The following is a 21299-nucleotide window of genomic DNA, read 5'->3' on the forward strand; positions in this document are numbered from 1 at the left end:
TAAAGCTAATTAATACTGTTGATTCCGTCCTCAAGATAGTCAGTTTAAGTCATATTTCAGCCTGTTTCGCTTGATTTAGGTCATGGCATTGTCGATTTTCAGCGTTCATTTCCGGATTCATAACGAACAATTCATATCAACAGAAAAAGCCAATTCGGAATTTACGATACAACTGTCCTTACTTAGTTCTTTGCAGTTATTGAGCGTGGATAATTATGCTATAAAAAAGAAGCGCAGTTGTTGATGCTGCGCTTCCTGCTTATTTTTTATTTTGCTTGCGTTACCGCAACGTCTTTCTTCTTTTTCAATGCTTCAATTTCTGATTTCAATTGATCGATCTGCTTTTGCTGTTCAACAATTGAAGCAACCAATACCGGAATTAAGCTTGTTTCATTAATGCTTGCAATACTTGCATTTTTATAGTTGTTCTTACCCTGCATGTATGACACTCGCTTTTCTTTTACCAGTTCAGGAAACACTGCCTGGATATTGTCTGATAAGAAACCGTACTGTTTGCCGGTTTGCAGGTTGAGGAACTTGTACTGTTTCGTGTTGTATTCAAAACTGATTGGTTTAAGTTGCGACAGTCTTTCAACCGGGTTACTGATGCTTGCAACATTCAGTTTTGTTTGCTCGTCGTTAATAGTTTGAGCGATTGTATTTGTTGAAATAAAAAAACTTACTGTAATGAATGCGATATATTTAATAGAAGTGAACATGAGAATATTAATTAAATGATTTGTAATACGATCTTTGTGCAATATCCGGGAGGATAGTACATCAGATCATGAAACGATAGAACGGGATAATTATGCCTGTTCGGGCGGGGGAGTTGGGTTCTTAATATTCACCTCTTCTATAAAGGCAGAGTTGGAGAATGCTGTTTTATTTTTTCGTCCGTTTGTATCTAAGACGATATTATTCATTAAAATGGAGTAGGACTGAAATTTTTCCTTCGATTCAGGATCGGTCTTTTCTTCTTTTTGTTCTTGCTCCGGATTGATGGAAACTTCAAAATCAGCGTATAAATCAGTGAATGGAAGTATAACCGAAACGCTATTTAAGGCAAACAGAAGAATAAAAAATATGGAAAGAAAATACTTCATCAATCGTTCACAATTTTCAATGTGCAAATGTAAAGAAAAGCACGGTTTAATGTTTAATTAATATGAACGAATTTAGAAAGTTTAATAAAATTTAACGGTTGTTTTGATAGCAACAATCTATGCGATCATTTCATTGTAATAGTAAACACTTAGTCCTTCTTTTTCTTCTTTCGCAGCCTTCAGCATGGCCCTTGCAACAGTGGCTCCACGAATTGCCTTGTATTTTGAAGGGATTAAAAATGAAAAGATATTGAACAGTGTGGTGAGCACAGTCTCACCTGTGCGTTCGTTCAATTTTCTTCCTGCTAAAAATGATGGCCGGAACACATGAAAACTTTTGAATTTGTAGCCGGCGATCATTTCTTCCACTTCGCCCTTTAACCTGGAATAAAAAATGCGTGAACGGGCATCGGCACCAATAGCCGATACAAGTAGAAACTGTTTGAACCCGGCTTCCTTGCCAAAACGTGCAGCATTAACCGGAATATCAAAATCAATGGATCGGTACAACAATTTATTGCCTTTCACATTTGCATTGGTGGTGCCAATACAGGAAAAAATACAATCGCCTGTACCAAGATTTTTTCTATACATCTCATAATCCGAAAAGTCGGTGATAAAGACCTCAAGCTTGGGATGTTGAATTGGAATTGGTTTACGCACCAATACTCTCACTGTTGAAAAAGCATCGTCAGCAAGTAGCTGTTCTACCAGTGATGAGCCAATTAATCCGGTGGCTCCTAATACAACTGCTGTTTGTCCGTTCATAAATTCTTTATTTTGCACCTAGATGCAAATTCACGAAAATCTTTCACTCCGGCAATACAATACATTTGGGATTGATGTAAAAGCAAAACACTTTGCCGATTTCTCCTCAGCTGCACAGTTACAGGAAATACTGGCTTACATGCATCAGCTTTCACCACGAATCAATAAACTGATACTTGGCGGTGGCAGCAATATTCTTTTTACAGCCGACGTAAATGCATTGGTACTGAAGAATGAAGTTTCCGGGATCAATGTTATAAAGCAGGACGATGAATTTGTATATGTGCAGGTGGGGGCCGGAGTTAACTGGCACAGCTTTGTGCAGCATTGCGTGCAACAGGGTTGGGGAGGCGTTGAGAATTTAAGTTTGATACCGGGCAATGCAGGTGCAAGTCCGATGCAGAATATTGGCGCTTATGGTGTAGAGATCAAAGATGTGTTTGAAGAACTGGAAGCCTATCATCTGCACGACAAAACCATCGTCAAATTTTCTGCAGTTGATTGTGCGTTTGGCTATCGTGAAAGTGTGTTCAAACGGAAGTACAAAGATCAGTTTGTCATTATCTCGGTTACCTATAAGCTCAGAAAGAATCCATTGTTCAATACCAGTTATGGAGCTATTAACCAGGAACTGGAAAAGATGGGTGTGAAGGAATTAAGTATTGCAGCCATTTCACAGGCAGTGATCAATATCCGTTCATCGAAGTTGCCTGATCCGAAAGTGATTGGTAATGCAGGAAGTTTTTTTAAGAATCCATCTATCAGTAAAGAACAATACGATCAGTTGAAGAATGAGTTCCCGTCATTGATAGCTTTTACAAATCCTGATGGAACAATGAAACTTGCTGCAGGTTGGTTAATTGAACAATGTGGCTGGAAGGGATATCGCAAGGGCGATGCGGGCTGTCATGCAAAGCAGGCATTGGTATTGGTGAATTATGGTGCTGCAACCGGCAAAGAAATTTATGATCTGAGTGAAGAGATCATGCAGAGCGTGAAGCAGAAATTTGGCGTGGAGTTGGAGAGAGAAGTGAATATTTTTTAAAGCTGTAAGCTGCCAGACACTAGCTGCAAGTAAATACAACAACACGCAAAGCTTGAAGCTTGCAGCGAATAGCTAGCAGCTTTCTTAGCTAACCACCCAACTCATCACCAACTCTTTCATAAAACGGTAATGCACAGTTAACGGCAACGGATCATATTTTTGAAAACTGCAAATGAGTTTTCCTTCTTCGTCATTGCCTTCAATGTTTTCAATACGCATATGCTCACGAAAATCAACACCACCATCGCCAAACCATTTAAACATCGATTCTTTGGTGCTCCACAGCAAAGTAGCTAATTGCAGAAGTTGGGCAGCGCTCATCTGCTCATCAAGAAACATCTTTTCCTGCAGCGTTAAAAATTTATGACTGATGCGTAAAATCTTATCGCTTGGCTGCTCAATATCAACACCCACCCGTTGTTTACTGCTAACGATGGCTGCGGCATAATTGCCACAATGCGAAATAGAGAAATGGTACTTCTCATCGGGCAGGAATGGTTTACGTGTATCGGCAATTAAGATTTCTTCGAGTGGAAAATCTTCAAATAATGTTGGCAGCAGGTAGCGGCCGGCCAGGTGTTGTAACCGTTTGTGCGGATGTGATACATCCCTTTTCAATGGCACCTTTGCAAGGAAAAAATCTTCAGGTTCTTTAATAAGCCAAAGACCTGCTTTTGTATTGCTGTTGATAGTATGTTGATAAACGAGCGGCAAATTAAGATTTAAGATTTTAGATTGCAGGTTTCAGAGTTATACTTTCGCACAAAGCTAAAGAGAACAAAATGATTTTAAGTGATAGGCGTATTTTAGAAGAAATAGATAAAGGAACGATTAAAGTTGAACCATACGATCGTGAGTGTTTGGGCAGTAACAGCTACGATGTACATCTCGGAGGTACATTGGCTATTTACAAAGATCATATGATCGATGCCAAAAAGCATAACGAGATCGAATACATCGAAATTCCTGACGAGGGCTTTGTGTTATATCCGCACATTTTTTATTTAGGTGTAACATTGGAATACACCGAAACACATGCGCATGTTCCTTTCCTTGAAGGTAAATCATCAACCGGTCGATTAGGTATCGACATACATGCAACTGCCGGTAAAGGTGATGTTGGTTTTTGTGGTAACTGGACATTGGAGATTTCTGTAAAGCAACCTGTAAAGATTTACAAAGGCATGCCCATTGGTCAATTGATTTATTTCCCAGTGGATGGAGAGATTGAAGTGAAATACAATCAAAAGAAAAATGCGAAGTACAGCGGTCAGCACAACAAGCCGGTGGAAAGTATGATGTGGAAGAATAAGTTTTGATAAAAGTTATCAGTAAATAAGTAAAAAGTTGATAGGGAATACTTATCAACTTTTTACTTATTATACTTTTTCCTGTACGCAATCAACCAACCCGTTACCTCACCATAACTTTCGATTCCTTTTCGCTGGCGGTTTTGTTTGAGATAATAATCATATAAAAAATCGGTCCAGTCGCTGACGAACGTACGATGATCCTCAACATATTTCCGGTATGTTTTCAAGTCTCTTTTAACGCCCTCGTGCAATTTCGTACCAAACTCTTTTGCAGCTGTTGAATCAACTGCTCTTAAGTTTCCCCATGCATACATGAACATATCGAGATAAGAGGAGTATTGCATGAGTGTATCGCTTGAATGGGTAGCTGCCAGAAAGCCTACAAAGTTTGCTTCGCTTTCACTGGCATAACCGATCTGGTGCGCCATTTCATGACAGGTAACATATGGTTGTAAAAAATTCGGAATGGCTGTGTTTACCTGTCCCTCGCCGGTAAATGGATTATAATATCCCTGGAAGCCGATGTAGTTACCAACTCTCCCAAACATGGAAGGTTTTAAGGAAGAATAACGGTAACGCATATAAGGAAACTGCTGTTCCAGTTGACTGTAGCCATCCCTTGCCGATTGAAACATACGTTCACGACTCATGATGGTATCTTTTTTCTTCAGGCAGATCTCTTTTCGGTTATTGAGTTCCGTAAGCAGGAACATATTCAGCCCGATCAATTGCTCTTTTGCAAACTTCGCATTCTTTAAACCAAGCTGATGTTCTATGCCTTTGCGGTAATAGTTTAATCCCCAGAACAGGTAGAAATAAACATAAACGGCAAGCAGAATGATGCCGGCTGTAAGCAGGGGTGTGAGTTTTTTTCGCCAGCTATCGGTTTTGTGAAACAATCGAACGACAAACTTGCCGATTTGCCAAAGCACACTAATGGTGACAATTGAGTAAATAATATCGCCGAGGCTGAAAGGAAACCAGCCAAAGATCAACCGGAGCGTAGAAGCCAGTTTTGGGTAAAAAGCGGTGGCATAGTTCTTCTCGATCCATTCATGATTGCCTGAAATGAAAAAGATAACTAGGGCAAAGATGGACAATGTGCTGATGATTGCAATGCGTATGAGTCGTCCGTAGGTCATTCGGCTCAAATTTACGGGCAAAAGCGAATAATCAATAGCAATAGACAATGGGCAGTAGTGGACAGACAATTACCGGTACGGAGGAGAAATTGAAATTGGGAATTTGGATTTTAGGTTTTGAATATTGATTATTGTCAATGGTCTGTTGCCCCGAAGGCTTTGCAAATCAGCGGACTAATTGCACTTAAGCTTAGCTTTGCAGTTCCGATTACTGTAAATCAACGGCGGAGCAGGAACAAAGGGCGGGAAACCGCAGCCCGACAAGGGAAGGAACGCTGCCGCTCCTGAAAATAAACCTGCTTTTCCTTTTGGCTTGAAACTGTATTTCGGTTACCTTTGCAAACTCTTTAAAATAGGGGTGATATGGCAAGCCGCCGGGAATACGAAATAGCATTTGTGGGTTTAAAGCCCGGCATTCATCAATTTGATTATGAAATTGATGACAGGTTCTTTGAAGAATTCGAAAAACAGGACTTTAAAAACTGTAAGGCAAACGTAAAGCTGCAACTCGAAAAGAATACCGGCTTTATGTTGCTGAAGTTTGAGGTGGTTGGTACCGTTGGCGTTCTTTGCGACCGTTGTGGTAACGATCTTCCTTTAGAACTGTGGGACGAATTTGAGATGCTGGTAAAAATGACCGATGAGCCGGAGAAAATGAATGATGAAGAAGAAAGTCCGGATGTGTTTTACATATCCCGAACTGAAAGTCATCTTCATGTGAAGAGCTGGATCTACGAGTTCATTGTACTGAGCATCCCCATGCAAAAGATGTGCAGGGAAAGTGAAATGGGCGGACCGCATTGCAACAAAGAAGTGCTTGCACGCCTGGCTCAACTGAACCCGCAAACAAACGAAAACAAATCAATCTGGAAAGGATTGGATAAATTCAGAAACGACTAAAATTTAAAGATATGCCGAATCCAAAGCGCAGACATTCACAGCAACGCAGCGCAAAGCGTCGTACACACTACACAGCAGTGACTGTTACTTTAACAAAGGATAGCACAACGGGTGAAATTCATCCACGTCACCGTGCACACGTGAGTGAAGGTAAGCTGTACTACAAAGGAAAATTAGTAGCTGAGAAAGCTCCTTTAAAAGCGTAAGCTTTTTATAATTAACTTACCTGCATGGTCATAGGTATTGACATGATGGGTGGCGACTACGCCCCTCAGCAGCCGCTGTTGGGCGTAGATTTGTTTTTAGCCGATGCTGCCCCCGGAATAGAATTGCTTCTGCTTGGTGATGAAACCATCATGCGCAGGCATTTTGTTACTGTACCTCCAACTATTTCGTTTGTGCACACGACTGAAGTGGTGGATATGCACGAACCTCCAACCAAAGCTTTAAGGGATAAGCCCAACTCATCCATGAACAAAGGATTGCAGTTGCTGGCCGAAGGAAAAATAGATGCCTTCATCAGTGCAGGCAACACCGGTGCGATGATGGTGGGTGTGTTTTATACAATTCGAGCTATTGAAGGTGTACAGCGGCCAACCATTTCAACTGTTATTCCAAAAGTGGAAGGTGGTTATGGGTTGATCCTCGATGTAGGTATGCAGGCCGATTGTAAACCGGAGAACCTTTTGCAGAATGCCATCCTCGGCAGTATCTATGCACAAAATATTCTTGAGATCGAGAATCCGGCTGTGGCGTTGATTAATATTGGTGAGGAAGAAGGAAAAGGCAACTTGTTGGCACAGGCTGCTTATCCATTATTGAAAGAAAGTAAACTCATCAACTTTATTGGCAATATTGAAGGCCGTGAAGTATTGACTGGCAGGGCAGATGTGATGGTGTGTGATGGATTTACCGGTAATGTTATTCTGAAGTTGGGTGAATCGATCTTTGATATTGCGAAATCACGCAGTCTTGATGAGGACGATTACTTCAAGCGCTTCAATTTTGAAACCTACGGTGGCACACCCATTCTTGGTATTGATAAACCGGTGATCGTTGGTCACGGTATTTCAACATCAAAAGCATTTTTGAATATGATCCATCTTGCCAGCAAGATGATCGAAACTAAACTGCTGGAGAAAATGAAGGCCAAGTTTGTGAGTGAAGAAGAAGTAGAGTAAAACAGCGATGGGATGAACAAACTGTTTAAACAGAATTGTTTATTTCAGGGAAAATAAAAACATTTTGTTTGAAAAGTTGGGAGCGAATTCTAATTCTCCTATTTTTGCACTCCCAAAAAAACGGAAACGTTTTGAGATTCCGTAGCTCAGTTGGTAGAGCACGACACTTTTAATGTTGGGGTCCTGGGTTCGAGTCCCAGCGGGATCACAGAAACAAAAGCCTCCACACGGAGGCTTTTCTGTTTATATTACTTTTGCAAATAAATCAACAGGCATGGATTTTCAGAATAAGGTTGTTGTTATCACAGGCGGAAGCGATGGCATTGGTAAAGCATTAGTTCAACTTTTTTTAAGCAAAGGTGCAAAGGTTGCTACCTGTGGCAGAAATGCTGACAGGTTGTATTCATTACAACAGGAGTTTGCAGGCAGAGCCTTGCATACGTTTGTAGCCGATGTGAGCAATGAAGACGATTGCACCCGGTTTATTGAAACAACGGTGAAAGCATTTGGAGGTATTGATGTACTCATCAATAATGCCGGCTTATCCATGCGTGCATTAATTATTGAATCGGAAACAAGTGCCTATAAACGATTGATGGATGTAAATTTCTGGGGCACTGTTTATACAACCAAAGCTGCACTTCCTTACATTATTCAACGCAAAGGAACAGTAGCAGGTATTTCATCCATCGTTGGTAACAGGGGCATACCGGGCCGCAGTGCTTATTCAGCCTCAAAATTTGCGATGCAGGGTTGGCTTGAAGCGTTACGTGTAGAAATGTTTGATCATGGCGTCAATGTATTGTGGGTGTCGCCGGGCTTTATTGCTACAAATATCCGTTCAGTTGCACTGAATGGTGAAGGCAACCCAATTGGTGAAACGCCAATGGACGAATCAAAATTGATGAGTGCCGAAGAATGTGCACAGCATATTTTTAATGCCATCGCAAAACGCAAGCGTTCAGTAGTGCTTACTGTAACAGGTAAAGCAACAGTGTGGATGGGTAAACTGTTACCACGTGTTGCTGATAAGTATATCCATAAGTTTTTCTTTAAAGATGGAAAGCTCATTAAATAATACAACCGCTCTTTAACAGCGCTTGTTTCTTCCACTGATTATTCTTTATCTTTCGTTCCAATTTTTCTACGCATCAATGGCTTTACTAACCCTCACATCAGACATCGGAGAACAGGATTACCTGGCCGGGGCAGTGAAAGCTGTGTTGTTACGTCAAAACCCATCGTTCCAATTAATAGATATCACGCACCAGCTATCACCGTTTAATGATCCGCAGGCGGCGTATATTATCCGCAATGCAACCAAACAATTTCCGGCAGGCACCTTTCACATCATTCTTGTAAATCTTTTTCAATACAAGCCCGATCATTTATTGCTGGTGAAACATAATGAGCAGTATTATCTGTTGGCCGATAACGGTCTTATCACCATGATATTGGAAGAAACACCGCAAGAGTTGGTGGCGTTGCCGATGGATAAATCCATTGCTCGTAATACCATTGCCTGTGCAGATGTATTTGCAAAGGCGATTGATGAGCTTGCAAATGGTAAATCGTTGAAAGAGCTGGGCGATGCTTCTATTTCGATACAGGTACGCAACCCGTTACGACCAATTACCACCAGCCAATACATCGAAGGACAGATCATTTCCATTGATCATTTTGAAAATGTGATCGTGAATATTACGCATGAAGAATTTGAAGCGCAACGCAAAGGCCGCCGCTTTAAAATTGTATTTAAACGTGATGAAATGATCGACCGCATCAGCGAAACTTATGCTGATGTGAATGAAGGGGAGAAGCTGGCGTTGTTCAATGCGGGAGGTTATCTTGAAATTGCGATCAACAAAGGCAATGCCGCAGGTTTATTCGGCCTGCAGGGGTTTTCGGAAAAGAGCACCAGCCAGTACACACAAAGCCGTTTATTTTACCAGACAGTGAGGGTTTATTTTGAATAAATACTACCCGTCAAATTATCCTGTTAAAAGAAAGTTGAAATACTTGTTTATACCCTCATCTCCTTATTTTTGCCTGCCTCCCGTTAGGGTGGGCTATTTCTAAACCAAAGCTTCATATGAATTTTCAAAAGCTCAACAACATTACAGGCTGGATCATTGGTCTTGTATCCTGCGCTGTGTACGTGTTAACGATGGAACCAACCGGTAGTTTGTGGGACACAGGCGAATTTATTTCCTGTGCTTACAAATTAGGCATCCCTCACCCTCCGGGCGCACCTTTGTTTATTATGCTGGGTCGTTTGTTTACGCTCTTTACACCCGGCGATGCCGCTATTGGTGTAAACCTGCTGTCAGCATTATCAAGTGGTTTCACCATCATGTTCCTGTTCTGGACCATCACACACTTTGGTCGCAGATTGGTACAAAAAGATAATGAAGAATTACAGGGCAACCAGTTGTTTACAGTAATGGCTGCAGGTGTTATTGGTGGATTAGCCTACACATTCAGCGATTCATTCTGGTACAGTGCTGTTGAAGGCGAAGTATATGCGTTGTCATCTTTCTTTACAGCGGTTGTATTCTGGATGATCCTGAAATGGGAACATGAAGATGCAAAAGCAGGTGACGATGACCGTAAGCGTACGTTTGCTGAACGCTGGATCGTACTCATTTTCTTCATCATGGGTTTGAGTATCGGTGTTCACTTGTTGAACCTTCTTACACTTCCTGCTATTGTGATGGTGTATTATTTCCGCAGGTATAAACCAACATGGACAGGTGGTATCGTTGCCTTCCTGATTGGTTGTGCTATCACAGGTGTTGTACAAAAAGCGGTGATCCAGTGGAGTATTTCAAGTGCGGGCTGGTTCGATCGTTTGTTTGTGAATAGCTTTGGTTTGCCTTTCTTCTCCGGATTTATTTTCTTCTTTGTATTAATAGCAGTGCTCATCTGGTTCGGTTTGCGTTATGCAAAACAAAATCAATGGCGCTTCTTGCGTTTAGGTTTGTGGAGCTTTGCATTTATGCTCATTGGTTTTTCTACTTATGTTACAACCATGATCCGTGCAAATGCAAATCCCGGCATTGATATGAATGATGTAAACAACCCGATGGCTTTGGTTAGTTACCTGAGCCGTGAGCAATATGGTGATGTGCCATTATTGAAGGGACAGAAGTTTACAGCAGAAGCAGAAGAGTATGCTGATGAAGGCGATTCTTACCAACGTGTGGGCGATCGTTATGAAGTAACCGGACAAAAAAGAAAACCTGTTTACCCTGCAGATCAAACAATGATGTTCCCCCGTGTATGGGATGCAAGTAACGACCAGGGACATGCTGATTACTATGCACAGTTCCTCGGTATTGGTAAATACCAGGATCGCCAAACGGGAAAAATTTCTTACGAACGTGATCCTGATATGGCCGATAACTTTAAATTCTTCTTCGGTTACCAGGTAAACATTATGTATTTCCGCTATTTCATGTGGAATTTTGCAGGAAAGCAAAATGATGTACAGGGTTTAGGTGAGCGCAGAAATGGTAACTGGATAACAGGTATTTCAATGGCAGATGATTCAAGATTGGGTAATCAGAAACTGATGCCTGATAGTTTGAAGAATAGTCCCGCTCATAATAAGTATTATTTACTGCCACTTATACTCGGGATTTTTGGATTGGTATTTCAGTTTACACGGAAAAGCAAAGATGGATTGATTGTAGGCTTGTTATTTTTCTTTACAGGTCTAGCGATTGTCTTGTACCTCAATCAGGCAGGTCCTCAGCCACGTGAGCGTGATTATGCTTATGTTGGAAGCTTCTATGCATTTGCTATTTGGATCGGTCTTTCAGTTATTGGGTTTGTTGATACAGTAAAAAGAGATAAGCAAACATTGCTTACAATGTTAGGCTCTGGAGCTGCATTAACCTTAATCACAATGTTGATTAGTAGCTTATCAGGGTCTGTTTCAGGTGCATTTTCATCTGCAGTCATTTCAACTGCGCTTTTTGCAGGTGTTGCAGCTTTGATTTATTTCTTATTAAAAGCAATTTCTTCGAATGGCAATAATGAGAAAGTAGTTTCAATTGGTGCTGCCGTTATTTGTGCGGCTGTTCCAATACTCATGGCTTCTCAAAACTGGGATGATCATGACCGTAGCAAAAAAACAATTGCACCAGATCTTGCTACCAACTATCTCGAAAGCTGTGCGCCAAATGCTATCCTGTTTACGGTTGGTGATAACGATACCTATCCTTTATGGTATGCACAGGAAGTAAAAGGTGTTCGTCCTGATATTCGTGTGATCAACACAAGCTTACTTGGCACCGATTGGTATATCAACCAGCTTCGTTACAAAGTAAACAACAGTGATCCGATAGATGTGATCTGGAGCGAAGAACAGATTGCCGGTGAAAAACGTAATGTGGCTTATCATATTCCTCTTTCACAAACAGATACTGCATACTATGATCTTTACACGATGATGAAAGACCAGGTGGGTAGTGATGCGGATAATAAAATGTATCGTTCGCAAGGTGGTGAAATGCTCAACTATTTCTACAGTCAGCGTTTTAAAGTGCCGGTTGATGGAAATGTTGTTCGCCAGAACGGAACTGTTACTGCAAAAGACAGCGTGCTGAATGAACTTCGTTTCCAGGTAGGTAAAAGTTACCTGTTTAAAAACGATGCAGCTATTCTCAACATCATTGCTGCTAATAACTGGAAGCGTCCGATCTATTTCACACAACCCTATCAATTAGGTTTTGATGATTACCTTCGCCAGGATGGTTTAACATATCGTCTTGTTCCTGTTGCCAACGCAAGAGGTACAGCCAATATGGATTGGATGTTTGATAAGATCATGAACAAATTCAAATATGGCGGTGCAGATAAGAATGAGGTTTATTTTGATGAAGAGAACCGCAGGCACATGGTGAACATCCGCAATGCACATACCATGCTTGCAATGAACCTGATTGCAGCAGGCCGTAAAGAAGATGCAAAGAAAGTGTTGCAACGTGCCGATCAGATGATCAAAGACAAGAATGTGCCATATGCGCTTGCATCACGTTATGGCAATGATCATAATGAAAAGAGTTTCTACTTTGCGATGACTGCTTTCCAGGCAGGCGATATTGAACTCGGCAAACGTATCATGGAAAGTGTGAAGAAAGATTTGCAGCAGCAGATGGCATTTTACGAATCGTATGTAGGTGCTGAAGGCACATCGCCTTCAGAATATGAATACCAGGTAGCTAAACAACTGGTGGATGGAATTGATAATGCACTGAAACAATATGTGCAGGGAATAAAGCCGGGCTCTGATACATTGCAGAGCAAGGAAGTTCCGCAGATAATTAATAACAAGACAGATACACCGAAATAAAAAAATAAACCCCGGCTAATTGCCGGGGTTTGTCTTTTGTCTCTCTTTTACTGGCTCTGGTAAATTTTTATTCTTCCTGTATTCTTTCTCCACACTTTGCACCACCGATACAACATACTTCACAACTTTTGTGCTTTGCTTGTCGATCTGTTTGTCTAACGAACGATACATTCCCGTTGAATTAATTGAAACACGTTGAAACGTTGGAAGATCGCTGATGTCGCTACTTAATCCCGGTTGTAAACTTGTTTTTGCACTGGGGATATGTATCCAGCCAACAGGTACGGGAAATCCTGTAGCAATTAAAGTGGCAGCTGTGCCAAGCCCCACCACACTTATGGCAGTGCCAATCAAATTTTCTTTACGGCCAATAAATTTCACCCGCACAACTTTAATGTTGCAGTTGCTGGTTGTTGCGCCGGTATTAAGCGCCAGTTTAAACGGATGATCTTCGGTGTTATATACCTCGGTGAACTTTTTCATCTTTTGCAGCAAAGCCTGTTTGTATTCGTATTGCTGAACAATGCTCAGATCAAGTTCAAGATGCAGCGTGTCGAACGTGGCTGCAGGTTTCAACAGCAATTTTGGCTGGCTGCAGGAGCTGGTTAGTAACAAAATGAGACAGAAAAAGATGACAAAACTGGTAAGCCTTTGCATGAATCATGTGTTTTCAGACGGTAAAATAAGAAAACAGCGGAAAAACTGTCAAGAACTTTTCAGGTTCAGTTTTTGTTATCTTTTTGTCTTCCCTCCCCGCATGAAAAACAGTATTGGATTTTGAAGTAAATTGTATAGTTATGATTGGACACTTTTTTTCGAAATATGATCCATCTGAAAACAGTAAGTCGAAGTTTGAACAGTTGCTTGATCTGTTCACACAATTGCTTACTTATACCAGTGGTGATGTAACTGAAGCAATGGATTGGTTGAATCAGCTCGACCGCAAATTCCAACTCACGAATGATGAGTATGGCATGGGTGATTTTATTGAGGAACTGAAAGAAAAAGGTTATCTCGATGAAAATCCTGTAACCGGTCAGTTTAACATCACCTCAAAAACGGAACAGACCATTCGCAAACAATCGCTTGAAGAAATATTCGGTAAGCTCAAGAAAACCAAACAGGGCAATCATCAAACATTTAAACCGGGTATGGGTGATGAGATCAATCCTGAAACAAGACCATTCCAGTTTGGTGATACGTTGGAACAGATCGATTTTACCAATTCCATCCGTAATGCGCAAATCAATCATGGCATCGATAGTTTTATGATGCGTGAAGATGATCTGGAGATACGTGAAACCGATTTCAAAACACAAACATCCACGGTGTTGATGATCGATATTTCACACTCCATGATCTTGTATGGTGAAGACCGTATTACACCTGCAAAGAAAGTGGCGATGGCATTGAGTGAACTCATTCAAACAAAATACCCGAAGGATACGTTAGATATTGTGGTGTTTGGTAATGATGCATGGACGATTGAGGTAAAAGATCTTCCGTACTTACAAGTTGGTCCTTATCACACCAATACTGTTGCAGGTTTGGAACTGGCGATGGAAATTTTGCGCAGAAGAAAAAATCCCAACAAGCAGATCTTCATGATCACAGATGGTAAACCCACTTGTTTGAAGATCGGTAAGAAATATTACAAGAACAGTTTTGGCTTAGATCGGAAAGTGGTGAACCGTTGTATCAATCTTGCAGCGCAATGTAAAAAACTCAAGATACCCATCACTACGTTTATGATTGCGACCGATCCTTATCTGCAACGCTTTGTGCAGGAGTTTACCGAAACCAATCATGGTAAAGCGTTCTTTGCATCATTAGATAAATTGGGTGCGTTTATTTTTAAGGATTTTGAAAGCGGCAAGAGAAAGACAGTGTATTAAAATCAGCAAATCATTCTAAAATAGTATAACAAATCATGGTTCAGACTTTAGGCGAATTAAAGAAAAGTGGCTATCAATCGAAAAGCATCAAAGAAGAAGTACGTCAAAACTTAATTTCAAAGCTTCAGCAAAACGAAAATGTATTTCACGGCATATTGGGCTATGAAGATTCAGTGATTCCTGATGTGGAGCGTGCGTTATTATCACGTCACAACATTTTGTTTCTTGGTTTACGTGGACAAGCGAAAACAAGAATGGCACGTTTAATGACTGAGCTACTCGATGAACATATCCCGGTTGTTGCAGGCAGTGAAGTAAATGATGATCCCTTCAATCCTATTTCACATTATGCAAAAGAATTGATTGCAGAAAAGGGAGATGCTACACCAATTGAGTGGATTCATCGTTCACAACGTTATGGTGAAAAACTGGCAACACCTGATGTAAGTGTGGCCGATCTTATTGGCGATATTGATCCAATCAAAGCAGCCAATCTGAAATTAAGTTTCGCTGATGAACGTGTGATCCACTACGGCATCATTCCCCGCAGTAACCGTTCAGTGTTTGTGATCAATGAAATTCCTGATCTGCAGGCACGCATCCAGGTATCATTGTTCAATATTTTAGAAGAAGGTGATGTACAGATACGTGGTTTCAAATTGCGTCTGCCGCTTGATATATTATTTGTGTTTACAGCAAATCCGGAAGATTATACCAACCGTGGTTCAATTGTAACGCCGTTGAAAGATCGTATCGAAAGCCAGATACTTACGCACTATCCCAAAACAATTGAAACGGCGTTGGCTATTACTGAACAGGAAGCAGCTGTGCATCCGGAACAGGCAAAGAAAGTGGACATCAGCGATCTGATGAAACGTATCATTGAACAGGTAGCGTTTGAAGCAAGAGGAAGCGAGTATGTTGACAAGAAGAGCGGCGTAAGCGCAAGGCTTACCATTTCTGCCTATGAAAATGCGGTGAGTACGGCTGAGTTGCGTGCAATTCAGAATAAAGAAAAAAATACACAAGTGTGGATGAGTGATCTCATTGGTGTTATTCCATCTATCACCGGGAAAATTGAATTGGTATACGAAGGTGAGCAGGAAGGTCCATATCAGGTAGCATTTCATTTATTGGACAAAGCAATCCGTACACAGTTTCTTCAATACTTTCCTAACCCTGAACAACTGAAGAAACGTAAACAGGAGGCGACAACAGACAATCCATATAAATCCATCAGTAATTGGTTCGATAAAGGAAACCAGTTAACGTTGTTGATGAATACGAAAGATGAAGAAAAGATCCAACAGTTGTATAGTGTTGATGGTTTGTATCCATTGGTAAAAAAATATTTCAAAGGTGCCAATGAAAAGCAAACAGCATTATTGATGGAGTTTGTTTTGCATGGGTTGTCAGCTTATTCTGTCATCAGTAAAAAAGTAGTGGAAGGAAAAATTGAATTCAGTGATCTGATGGGCAGCATCATCAACCTTAATACAAACAGGGGAGATGAGGAAGAAGATTTTGATGGTGAAGATTTTAATTAATGCTCCAAAAGAACATGATACGGGGAAGTTGAGTATTGCTCAACTTCCCCGTATTTATTCAATCATTTAAAACTTATACCCTGCACTTATACCGCCGAACATAACCCAACCGCCGCCTTCACCTAAGCCAATAAGCGGCGAAAGAATAACCCTTCCTGTAAATCCCTTTTTAGAAGGCTGAAATCTATACCCAACGCTTGGTACAAGTATTGATCCGCTCCCCTCAATAAAATCATCGCTTGAAGTAAAACTGGCATATGTGTATCCTAACCCAACTTCAAAATAACTTGGTGCTTTACCTGCAAGATAATTCAATCCAACCGGCACAGTTATAAGGCCCCCACCACTTCCACCAAAAAAACCAAGGCCTGCACGCATACCAAAGCCCTTATCACTTTTTAAAAATCGAACATCATAATTGGCTGAAAATAATAAGCCGTTGCCTCCAAGTTCTCCATAAACACTCTGTGCACGTTTTGGAGCATCATTCTCGTTTTGCGCAAAGACCGAGCTTTGTAAGCATAAGCAGCAACACAGGAAGATAAAGAAGAGTTTCATAATACTTGATTTTGGTTTTAAAATTAGTAATTCTAAATATAGCTTCGACAATATCTTACCTTTTTTTCGAATTTACAATAGCCCACTTTAGCAAATGCTGAATAGCCCGGCAATTGAAAAATCAAACATGTGTGAATAATTTTCATTCGTTTCGGATGTAGCTTAATGGTTAGCCTTTTTTATTATTCAGAGAAAACAACCGGTTTACATAGCAGCCGTATCCTGGTTAAGTACAATCCGTAAACTTTCGTAGAGATCGGGGTATTGTGTTTTTAATTCAATTGGTTTTTCAAAGAACAATTCTACTGATGTTGCCCAGAATTCATTTTTATTCCGCAATGCATTTTCATCGAACAGACGTTTACCACTTGTTTTTTCTGCATTCAATACATCGTCATCAATGCGATCGTAATGTTCATAATCTTCTTTGAACGTATTGCTTCGTTTGGGATTGCGGAATAAATACTGTACCTGTAAGGCATGCGCCATTTCATGCAAACCAACATTTTTTCCGTCAGTTGGGTTTTGATAATCCTGCAGGAAATGTTTCCAGGAAAGTGAAATTGAATGCCCCTGTACATTGCCAACCAGTATACGGAAAGGATCATAGGCAAAGTACTCTTCCGGATGGATAATGATATTTGAGAAATGCGGAAGCAGAAAATCTTTTAACCCAAATGTGATCTGTACAGCTGATGCAGATATAAGGATCGGCATTTCTTTATATCCCTTTGGTGAGCAGATGTAAAAATCTTTACTGCGAATAAATTCCTGCACACGCTCAACAAAAACAGGCTGTTTATCAGCATTTAGTTTTTGATAGTACGGATTATATTTTTTGCATACTGTATGCACTTCATCATCACTAAATTTCAATTCATCTCCTTTGTAGATAAGATAACGCACTGCAGGTTCTGGTTCATTTCCTTCATCAGTCTCAAACGTTGCTGCATCAGCAGGATTGTTTTGCTCTTTGATCAGCTGGCGTATTAAACGGTAAATATTAAATGCAATAATGCCGAATACAACGATCATCACAATTGAGAACCCTGAATCCTGCGAACCGTCATCTTCTTTAACTGCGGCAGGGGTATTGATATACTGTAATACATTGTAAACCGAATCAACATAGTATTGTTGTTCCACACTGCCTTTTAATGAATCGGGCAATTGACTGTATTCTTCCAGCGAATAAACGGTGAAAGCGGAATCTTTATAGTGTAATATGATTGGTACGGAATCCCTGGGCATAATTAATTATTCGTCAGTTAACAGATCTGGTGAATCTTCGAGTAATGCAATGTTAACATCAGTACCTGCAATACCCTCTACTGATCCTCTTATATGTGCTGCATTCAACAATACTTTCTCTAATTGCTTTTCCCGTTGTTTCCATAATTTTTCCATTGCATCACGTTCCTTTTGAATAGAAATTTTCATACTCATAAAACCTTCACGAATGGCTTTCCATTGTTCGGCGAACTCATTTCCTGTAAGGTAATCGTACAGCATGTGCATTTTTTCACCTTTGTTTTCCTGTCCCGTTGTAGCCTGCGCAATACGAACAATGCTATCTCTCAATACATGCGTTAACGCTTTTACTTCAGCAAAGCTGCACACCCACACGCCATCTTTTTCGCCAAACCGGTCCAGCCCTTTCGGCATGGCCTGCGTAACTATGACAGCAATATCGGCCGCCTGGCTGCGCATATCAGCTTTTAATTTTTCGATCCATTGCTCGGAAAAATCTTTGGTGCGTTTACTTTCAAAAATGATCTTGCCACATTCCTGCCCGAATTTATTGCGAACCAACAACATACAATCGGCACCTTTTACGCCTTTGCCTACTTCTTCAATAGAATCGTAAGGAAACGACTGACGTAACAGATCTTCCAGCAGCAACTCCTGCGCCTCGCCTTGCATCTGCATAGAGCCTTGTTCCGATTTCCGTTTCATTTCATCTACCAGCTTTTTTTGTGCTTCCAGTTTTTCTTCCAGCTCTTTATTCTTCAGTAAGTATTCGGTTTCTTTCAATGAAATTTTTTCTGCTTCTTCTTTTCGTATTACTTCAGAGAGTTTATTGCGTTCTTCCAGCAACATTTTTTGCAGTTGCAGATCAAGTTCCTGTTCTTTCGAAAGCAGCGCCTGTTCTTTTTTCAGAAACTCAATTTCTTTTTCACGGGCCAGCTTTAATTTCTCCTGACTCTCTTTGTTATTCTCTTCCAGTAAACGAAGTTTATTTTCAAAATCGCTTACAATGTTTTTGCGTAAGGATTCTTCTGTTTCTTTTTGTGTTCTCTTTTTTTCTTCAAGCAATTGGGCATCAAATTTTTGCTGTTGCTGTTTTTGCCATTCGCTCATTTTTGCACGCAGTTCTTTCTGCACTTCTTCACGGATGCTGTCGGTTGGTTCAAATTCGTGACCACAATTCGGGCATTTTATTTCGGTTGACATACTTTCTCTTCTTTTTTGCAAGTTTACGTTATCGGCTCAATGATTTTATCAATGTAAAGTCTTTTTGTGTGGTGAGCAGGTACATGCCTGCATCAGCAACAGTTTTTAAAACAAGAAATAAAACACTCGCAGTTATGCCAAGAAACGATGGAACCAATATCATCAGGTGCATTGGAACGATGCGCAGGTAAGGTGTAAAAAACATCTTGCCCACATTTACTTTCTCCAGTTGCAAGCTGTTTCGTTTGCGGATAAACTGTATAGTGCTTTCAATAACAAATATACCGGCTGTGATCAATAAGAGTTTACCATTTACTCCACTGTGTTTGCCAACGAGGAGAAAAATTGCATAAACAAAATGAAAAAAGCCATAATGAAGGAGAAAGAACCAGGCAGCACAACCCATGCTGCCTTTCGTAACCGGTTGGCTGTTCAGTGACATGCTTGTGCTGTCAGGATTTTTGACTGACATCAGATCAAAAAAATTAAACAAGCCTATCAATACACTTTGGAGCCAATAGATCCAGATAATGGTATTAAACTCTCCCGGCTGTTGCTGGTAATAATAGATAAGATAGCCATTCATCAGTAGAAGAAACCAAAAGCCTGGGTCTTTGACAATGCGTTGTAACAAGTTGATGATTTTCTTCTAAATTACTCATCTCCCGTTAGAAAGAAAATAGGAATATCCCTTATTTTACCGAAGCATAAATCGTAACTTTACAGCCGTCAGGAATAATTTCTTACAGATTGGCTAAAAGCATACTTATTTTCTTTAACCCATGCAGTCTACAGCAGATTCCAAACTATTTCAAACACTTTTTGATCACGCCAGCATTGGGATCATAGTTGTCAACTCTTCAGCTGAAATTATTACCATCAATAAGTTTGCCCTGCAACAGTTTGGTTATGATGAAGGGGATGATGTATTGGGTAAAAAAATCGAATTGTTCATTCCCTCCCGTTTTCATCATCGCCATGAAAGTCATCGGAACGGATATATGCATGATCCAAAGAGCAGACCGATGGGCATCGGGCTGGATTTGTATGCCGTGAAAAAAGACGGCTCAGAGTTTCCAGTGGAGATCAGCCTTGGTAACTACCATGTTGATGAAAATAAGTTTGTAGTGGCTTTTGTGAATGATATTACACTGCGGAAACAGGCAGAACAGGCATTGGTAAAGTTGAATGAAGAACTGGAGAAAAAAGTGGAGGACAGGACTGTTACCTTGCGGGAAACAGTTGAAAAGCTGAATGAACAGATTCAGGAAACCGAGGAGAAGGACAGGGAGCTGATGGCTGCCCTCAGTAAAGAAAAGGAATTAGGTGAATTGAAATCGAGGTTTGTTTCAGTAGCATCACATGAGTTTCGTACACCGCTGAGTACAGTACTATCATCAGTTTATCTTCTGCAGAAGTACACAAATACAGATGAGCAACCCAAACGGGAAAAACATATTCAACGTATTATTTCATCTGTTAATCTGCTTACAGATATCCTCAACGACTTCCTGAATGTGGGAAAGATCGAAGAAGGAAAAATACAGGCACGTTTCAGCATATTTGATATTGAGAAGAACACAACAGAAACGATAGCCGAAATGCAGAATATTTGTAAGAAAGGGCAGCAGATCGGATACAAGCATGAAGGTGATACGCAGGTTGAACTTGATCCCGGTATGTTTAAACATATCAGCTTAAATTTATTGTCGAATGCCATCAAGTTCTCGCCGGAAAACTCGGTGATTCAACTCAATACAAAAGTGTCTGAAAATGAAATTGAGTTCAGGATAAAAGACAGTGGTATTGGCATTTCAAAAGAAGACCAAGAACATTTGTTCGAACGTTTTTTCAGGGCTGCCAATGCGATCAATATACAAGGAACGGGGTTGGGCCTGCACATTGTGTCGAAATACGCTGAGTTGATGAATGGACACATTTCCTGCAAAAGTGAAACCGATAACGGAACCGAATTTACCGTTACCTTTCAAAAACAACACTAACTTCATACTATATCAAGTTTAACCTTTA

General features: G+C 40.5%; 21 protein-coding genes and 1 tRNA gene. 12 read left to right on the forward strand and 10 right to left on the reverse strand.

Annotated elements, in window-relative coordinates:
* Nucleotides 1–266 precede the first annotated feature (266 nt).
* The 3 genes from H4075_RS04805 to H4075_RS04815 form a co-directional block, all read right to left on the reverse strand.
* Entirely contained in the window at nt 267–719 is a 453-nt protein-coding gene (locus H4075_RS04805; protein ID WP_182804661.1) for a tail fiber domain-containing protein, read from the reverse strand.
* A gap of 90 nt (nt 720–809) precedes the next feature.
* Nucleotides 810–1106 (reverse strand): hypothetical protein, encoded by a 297-nt coding sequence (locus H4075_RS04810; RefSeq protein WP_182804663.1) that lies wholly within the window; start codon nt 1104–1106, stop codon nt 810–812.
* Between the two features lie 117 nt (nt 1107–1223).
* The gene (locus tag H4075_RS04815; RefSeq protein WP_182804665.1) at nt 1224–1874 is read right to left on the reverse strand and encodes an NAD(P)H-binding protein; all 651 of its coding nucleotides are present in this window, start codon (nt 1872–1874) and stop codon (nt 1224–1226) included.
* A gap of 22 nt (nt 1875–1896) precedes the next feature.
* Between H4075_RS04815 and murB the strand changes: the two genes are divergently transcribed.
* Entirely contained in the window at nt 1897–2919 is a 1023-nt protein-coding gene (gene murB / locus H4075_RS04820) for a UDP-N-acetylmuramate dehydrogenase (protein ID WP_182804666.1), read from the forward strand.
* A gap of 84 nt (nt 2920–3003) precedes the next feature.
* Here the strand turns inward: murB and H4075_RS04825 are convergent, their stop codons facing one another.
* Nucleotides 3004–3633: a 4'-phosphopantetheinyl transferase family protein gene (locus H4075_RS04825; RefSeq protein WP_182804668.1), complete on the reverse strand. Its 630-nt coding sequence runs from the start codon at nt 3631–3633 to the stop codon at nt 3004–3006.
* A gap of 68 nt (nt 3634–3701) precedes the next feature.
* On the opposite strand from H4075_RS04825, the gene dcd reads away from it, so the two are divergent.
* Nucleotides 3702–4238: a dCTP deaminase gene (dcd, locus tag H4075_RS04830; RefSeq protein WP_182804670.1), complete on the forward strand. Its 537-nt coding sequence runs from the start codon at nt 3702–3704 to the stop codon at nt 4236–4238.
* A 53-nt stretch (nt 4239–4291) separates the two neighbouring features.
* Here the strand turns inward: dcd and H4075_RS04835 are convergent, their stop codons facing one another.
* The gene (locus H4075_RS04835) at nt 4292–5374 is read right to left on the reverse strand and encodes a DUF3810 domain-containing protein (RefSeq protein ID WP_182804671.1); all 1083 of its coding nucleotides are present in this window, start codon (nt 5372–5374) and stop codon (nt 4292–4294) included.
* A 363-nt stretch (nt 5375–5737) separates the two neighbouring features.
* Here H4075_RS04835 and H4075_RS04840 point away from each other — a divergent pair, with 363 nt between their 5' ends.
* The 7 genes from H4075_RS04840 (at nt 5738) to H4075_RS04870 (ending at nt 12814) form a co-directional block, all read left to right on the forward strand.
* Nucleotides 5738–6274, forward strand: a complete 537-nt coding sequence (locus H4075_RS04840) for a YceD family protein (RefSeq protein ID WP_182804673.1) — start codon at nt 5738–5740, stop codon at nt 6272–6274.
* Between the two features lie 11 nt (nt 6275–6285).
* On the forward strand, nt 6286–6480 hold the full coding sequence (rpmF, locus tag H4075_RS04845; RefSeq protein WP_182804675.1) for a 50S ribosomal protein L32: 195 nt from the start codon (nt 6286–6288) through the stop codon (nt 6478–6480).
* Nucleotides 6481–6504: 24 nt separating this feature from the next.
* A complete protein-coding gene (gene plsX / locus H4075_RS04850) occupies nt 6505–7455 on the forward strand; it encodes a phosphate acyltransferase PlsX (RefSeq protein WP_182804677.1) in 951 nt (316 codons plus the stop codon).
* A gap of 135 nt (nt 7456–7590) precedes the next feature.
* A tRNA-Lys gene (locus tag H4075_RS04855) sits at nt 7591–7663 on the forward strand.
* Nucleotides 7664–7729: 66 nt separating this feature from the next.
* Nucleotides 7730–8533 (forward strand): SDR family oxidoreductase, encoded by an 804-nt coding sequence (locus tag H4075_RS04860; protein ID WP_182804679.1) that lies wholly within the window; start codon nt 7730–7732, stop codon nt 8531–8533.
* A gap of 76 nt (nt 8534–8609) precedes the next feature.
* On the forward strand, nt 8610–9431 hold the full coding sequence (locus H4075_RS04865) for an SAM hydrolase/SAM-dependent halogenase family protein (RefSeq protein ID WP_182804681.1): 822 nt from the start codon (nt 8610–8612) through the stop codon (nt 9429–9431).
* 116 nt (nt 9432–9547) lie between these two features.
* Entirely contained in the window at nt 9548–12814 is a 3267-nt protein-coding gene (locus tag H4075_RS04870) for a DUF2723 domain-containing protein (RefSeq protein WP_182804683.1), read from the forward strand.
* A gap of 15 nt (nt 12815–12829) precedes the next feature.
* Here the strand turns inward: H4075_RS04870 and H4075_RS04875 are convergent, their stop codons facing one another.
* A complete protein-coding gene (locus H4075_RS04875; protein WP_182804685.1) occupies nt 12830–13471 on the reverse strand; it encodes a hypothetical protein in 642 nt (213 codons plus the stop codon).
* Nucleotides 13472–13611: 140 nt separating this feature from the next.
* On the opposite strand from H4075_RS04875, the gene H4075_RS04880 reads away from it, so the two are divergent.
* Nucleotides 13612–14709: a vWA domain-containing protein gene (locus H4075_RS04880; RefSeq protein ID WP_182804687.1), complete on the forward strand. Its 1098-nt coding sequence runs from the start codon at nt 13612–13614 to the stop codon at nt 14707–14709.
* 35 nt (nt 14710–14744) lie between these two features.
* Nucleotides 14745–16256 carry a magnesium chelatase gene (locus H4075_RS04885; RefSeq protein ID WP_182804688.1) on the forward strand — a complete coding sequence of 504 codons (1512 nt, stop codon included), beginning with the start codon at nt 14745–14747 and terminating at the stop codon, nt 16254–16256.
* A gap of 66 nt (nt 16257–16322) precedes the next feature.
* Here the strand turns inward: H4075_RS04885 and H4075_RS04890 are convergent, their stop codons facing one another.
* From H4075_RS04890 to H4075_RS04905, 4 genes are all read right to left on the reverse strand, one after another.
* On the reverse strand, nt 16323–16814 hold the full coding sequence (locus tag H4075_RS04890; RefSeq protein WP_182804690.1) for a hypothetical protein: 492 nt from the start codon (nt 16812–16814) through the stop codon (nt 16323–16325).
* A gap of 204 nt (nt 16815–17018) precedes the next feature.
* On the reverse strand, nt 17019–18065 hold the full coding sequence (locus tag H4075_RS04895) for a zinc-dependent peptidase (RefSeq protein ID WP_182804692.1): 1047 nt from the start codon (nt 18063–18065) through the stop codon (nt 17019–17021).
* Nucleotides 18066–18071: 6 nt separating this feature from the next.
* Nucleotides 18072–19268, reverse strand: coding sequence for a DUF2130 domain-containing protein (locus H4075_RS04900; RefSeq protein ID WP_182804694.1), 1197 nt, complete (start codon nt 19266–19268; stop codon nt 18072–18074).
* A 28-nt stretch (nt 19269–19296) separates the two neighbouring features.
* Nucleotides 19297–19902: a DUF6498-containing protein gene (locus H4075_RS04905; protein ID WP_182804695.1), complete on the reverse strand. Its 606-nt coding sequence runs from the start codon at nt 19900–19902 to the stop codon at nt 19297–19299.
* Nucleotides 19903–20050: 148 nt separating this feature from the next.
* Between H4075_RS04905 and H4075_RS04910 the strand changes: the two genes are divergently transcribed.
* The gene (locus H4075_RS04910) at nt 20051–21271 is read left to right on the forward strand and encodes a PAS domain-containing sensor histidine kinase (RefSeq protein ID WP_182804697.1); all 1221 of its coding nucleotides are present in this window, start codon (nt 20051–20053) and stop codon (nt 21269–21271) included.
* Nucleotides 21272–21299: the final 28 nt, after the last annotated feature.

Source organism: Lacibacter sediminis, assembly GCF_014168535.1.
GTDB classification, from domain to species: Bacteria; Bacteroidota; Bacteroidia; order Chitinophagales; family Chitinophagaceae; genus Lacibacter; species Lacibacter sediminis.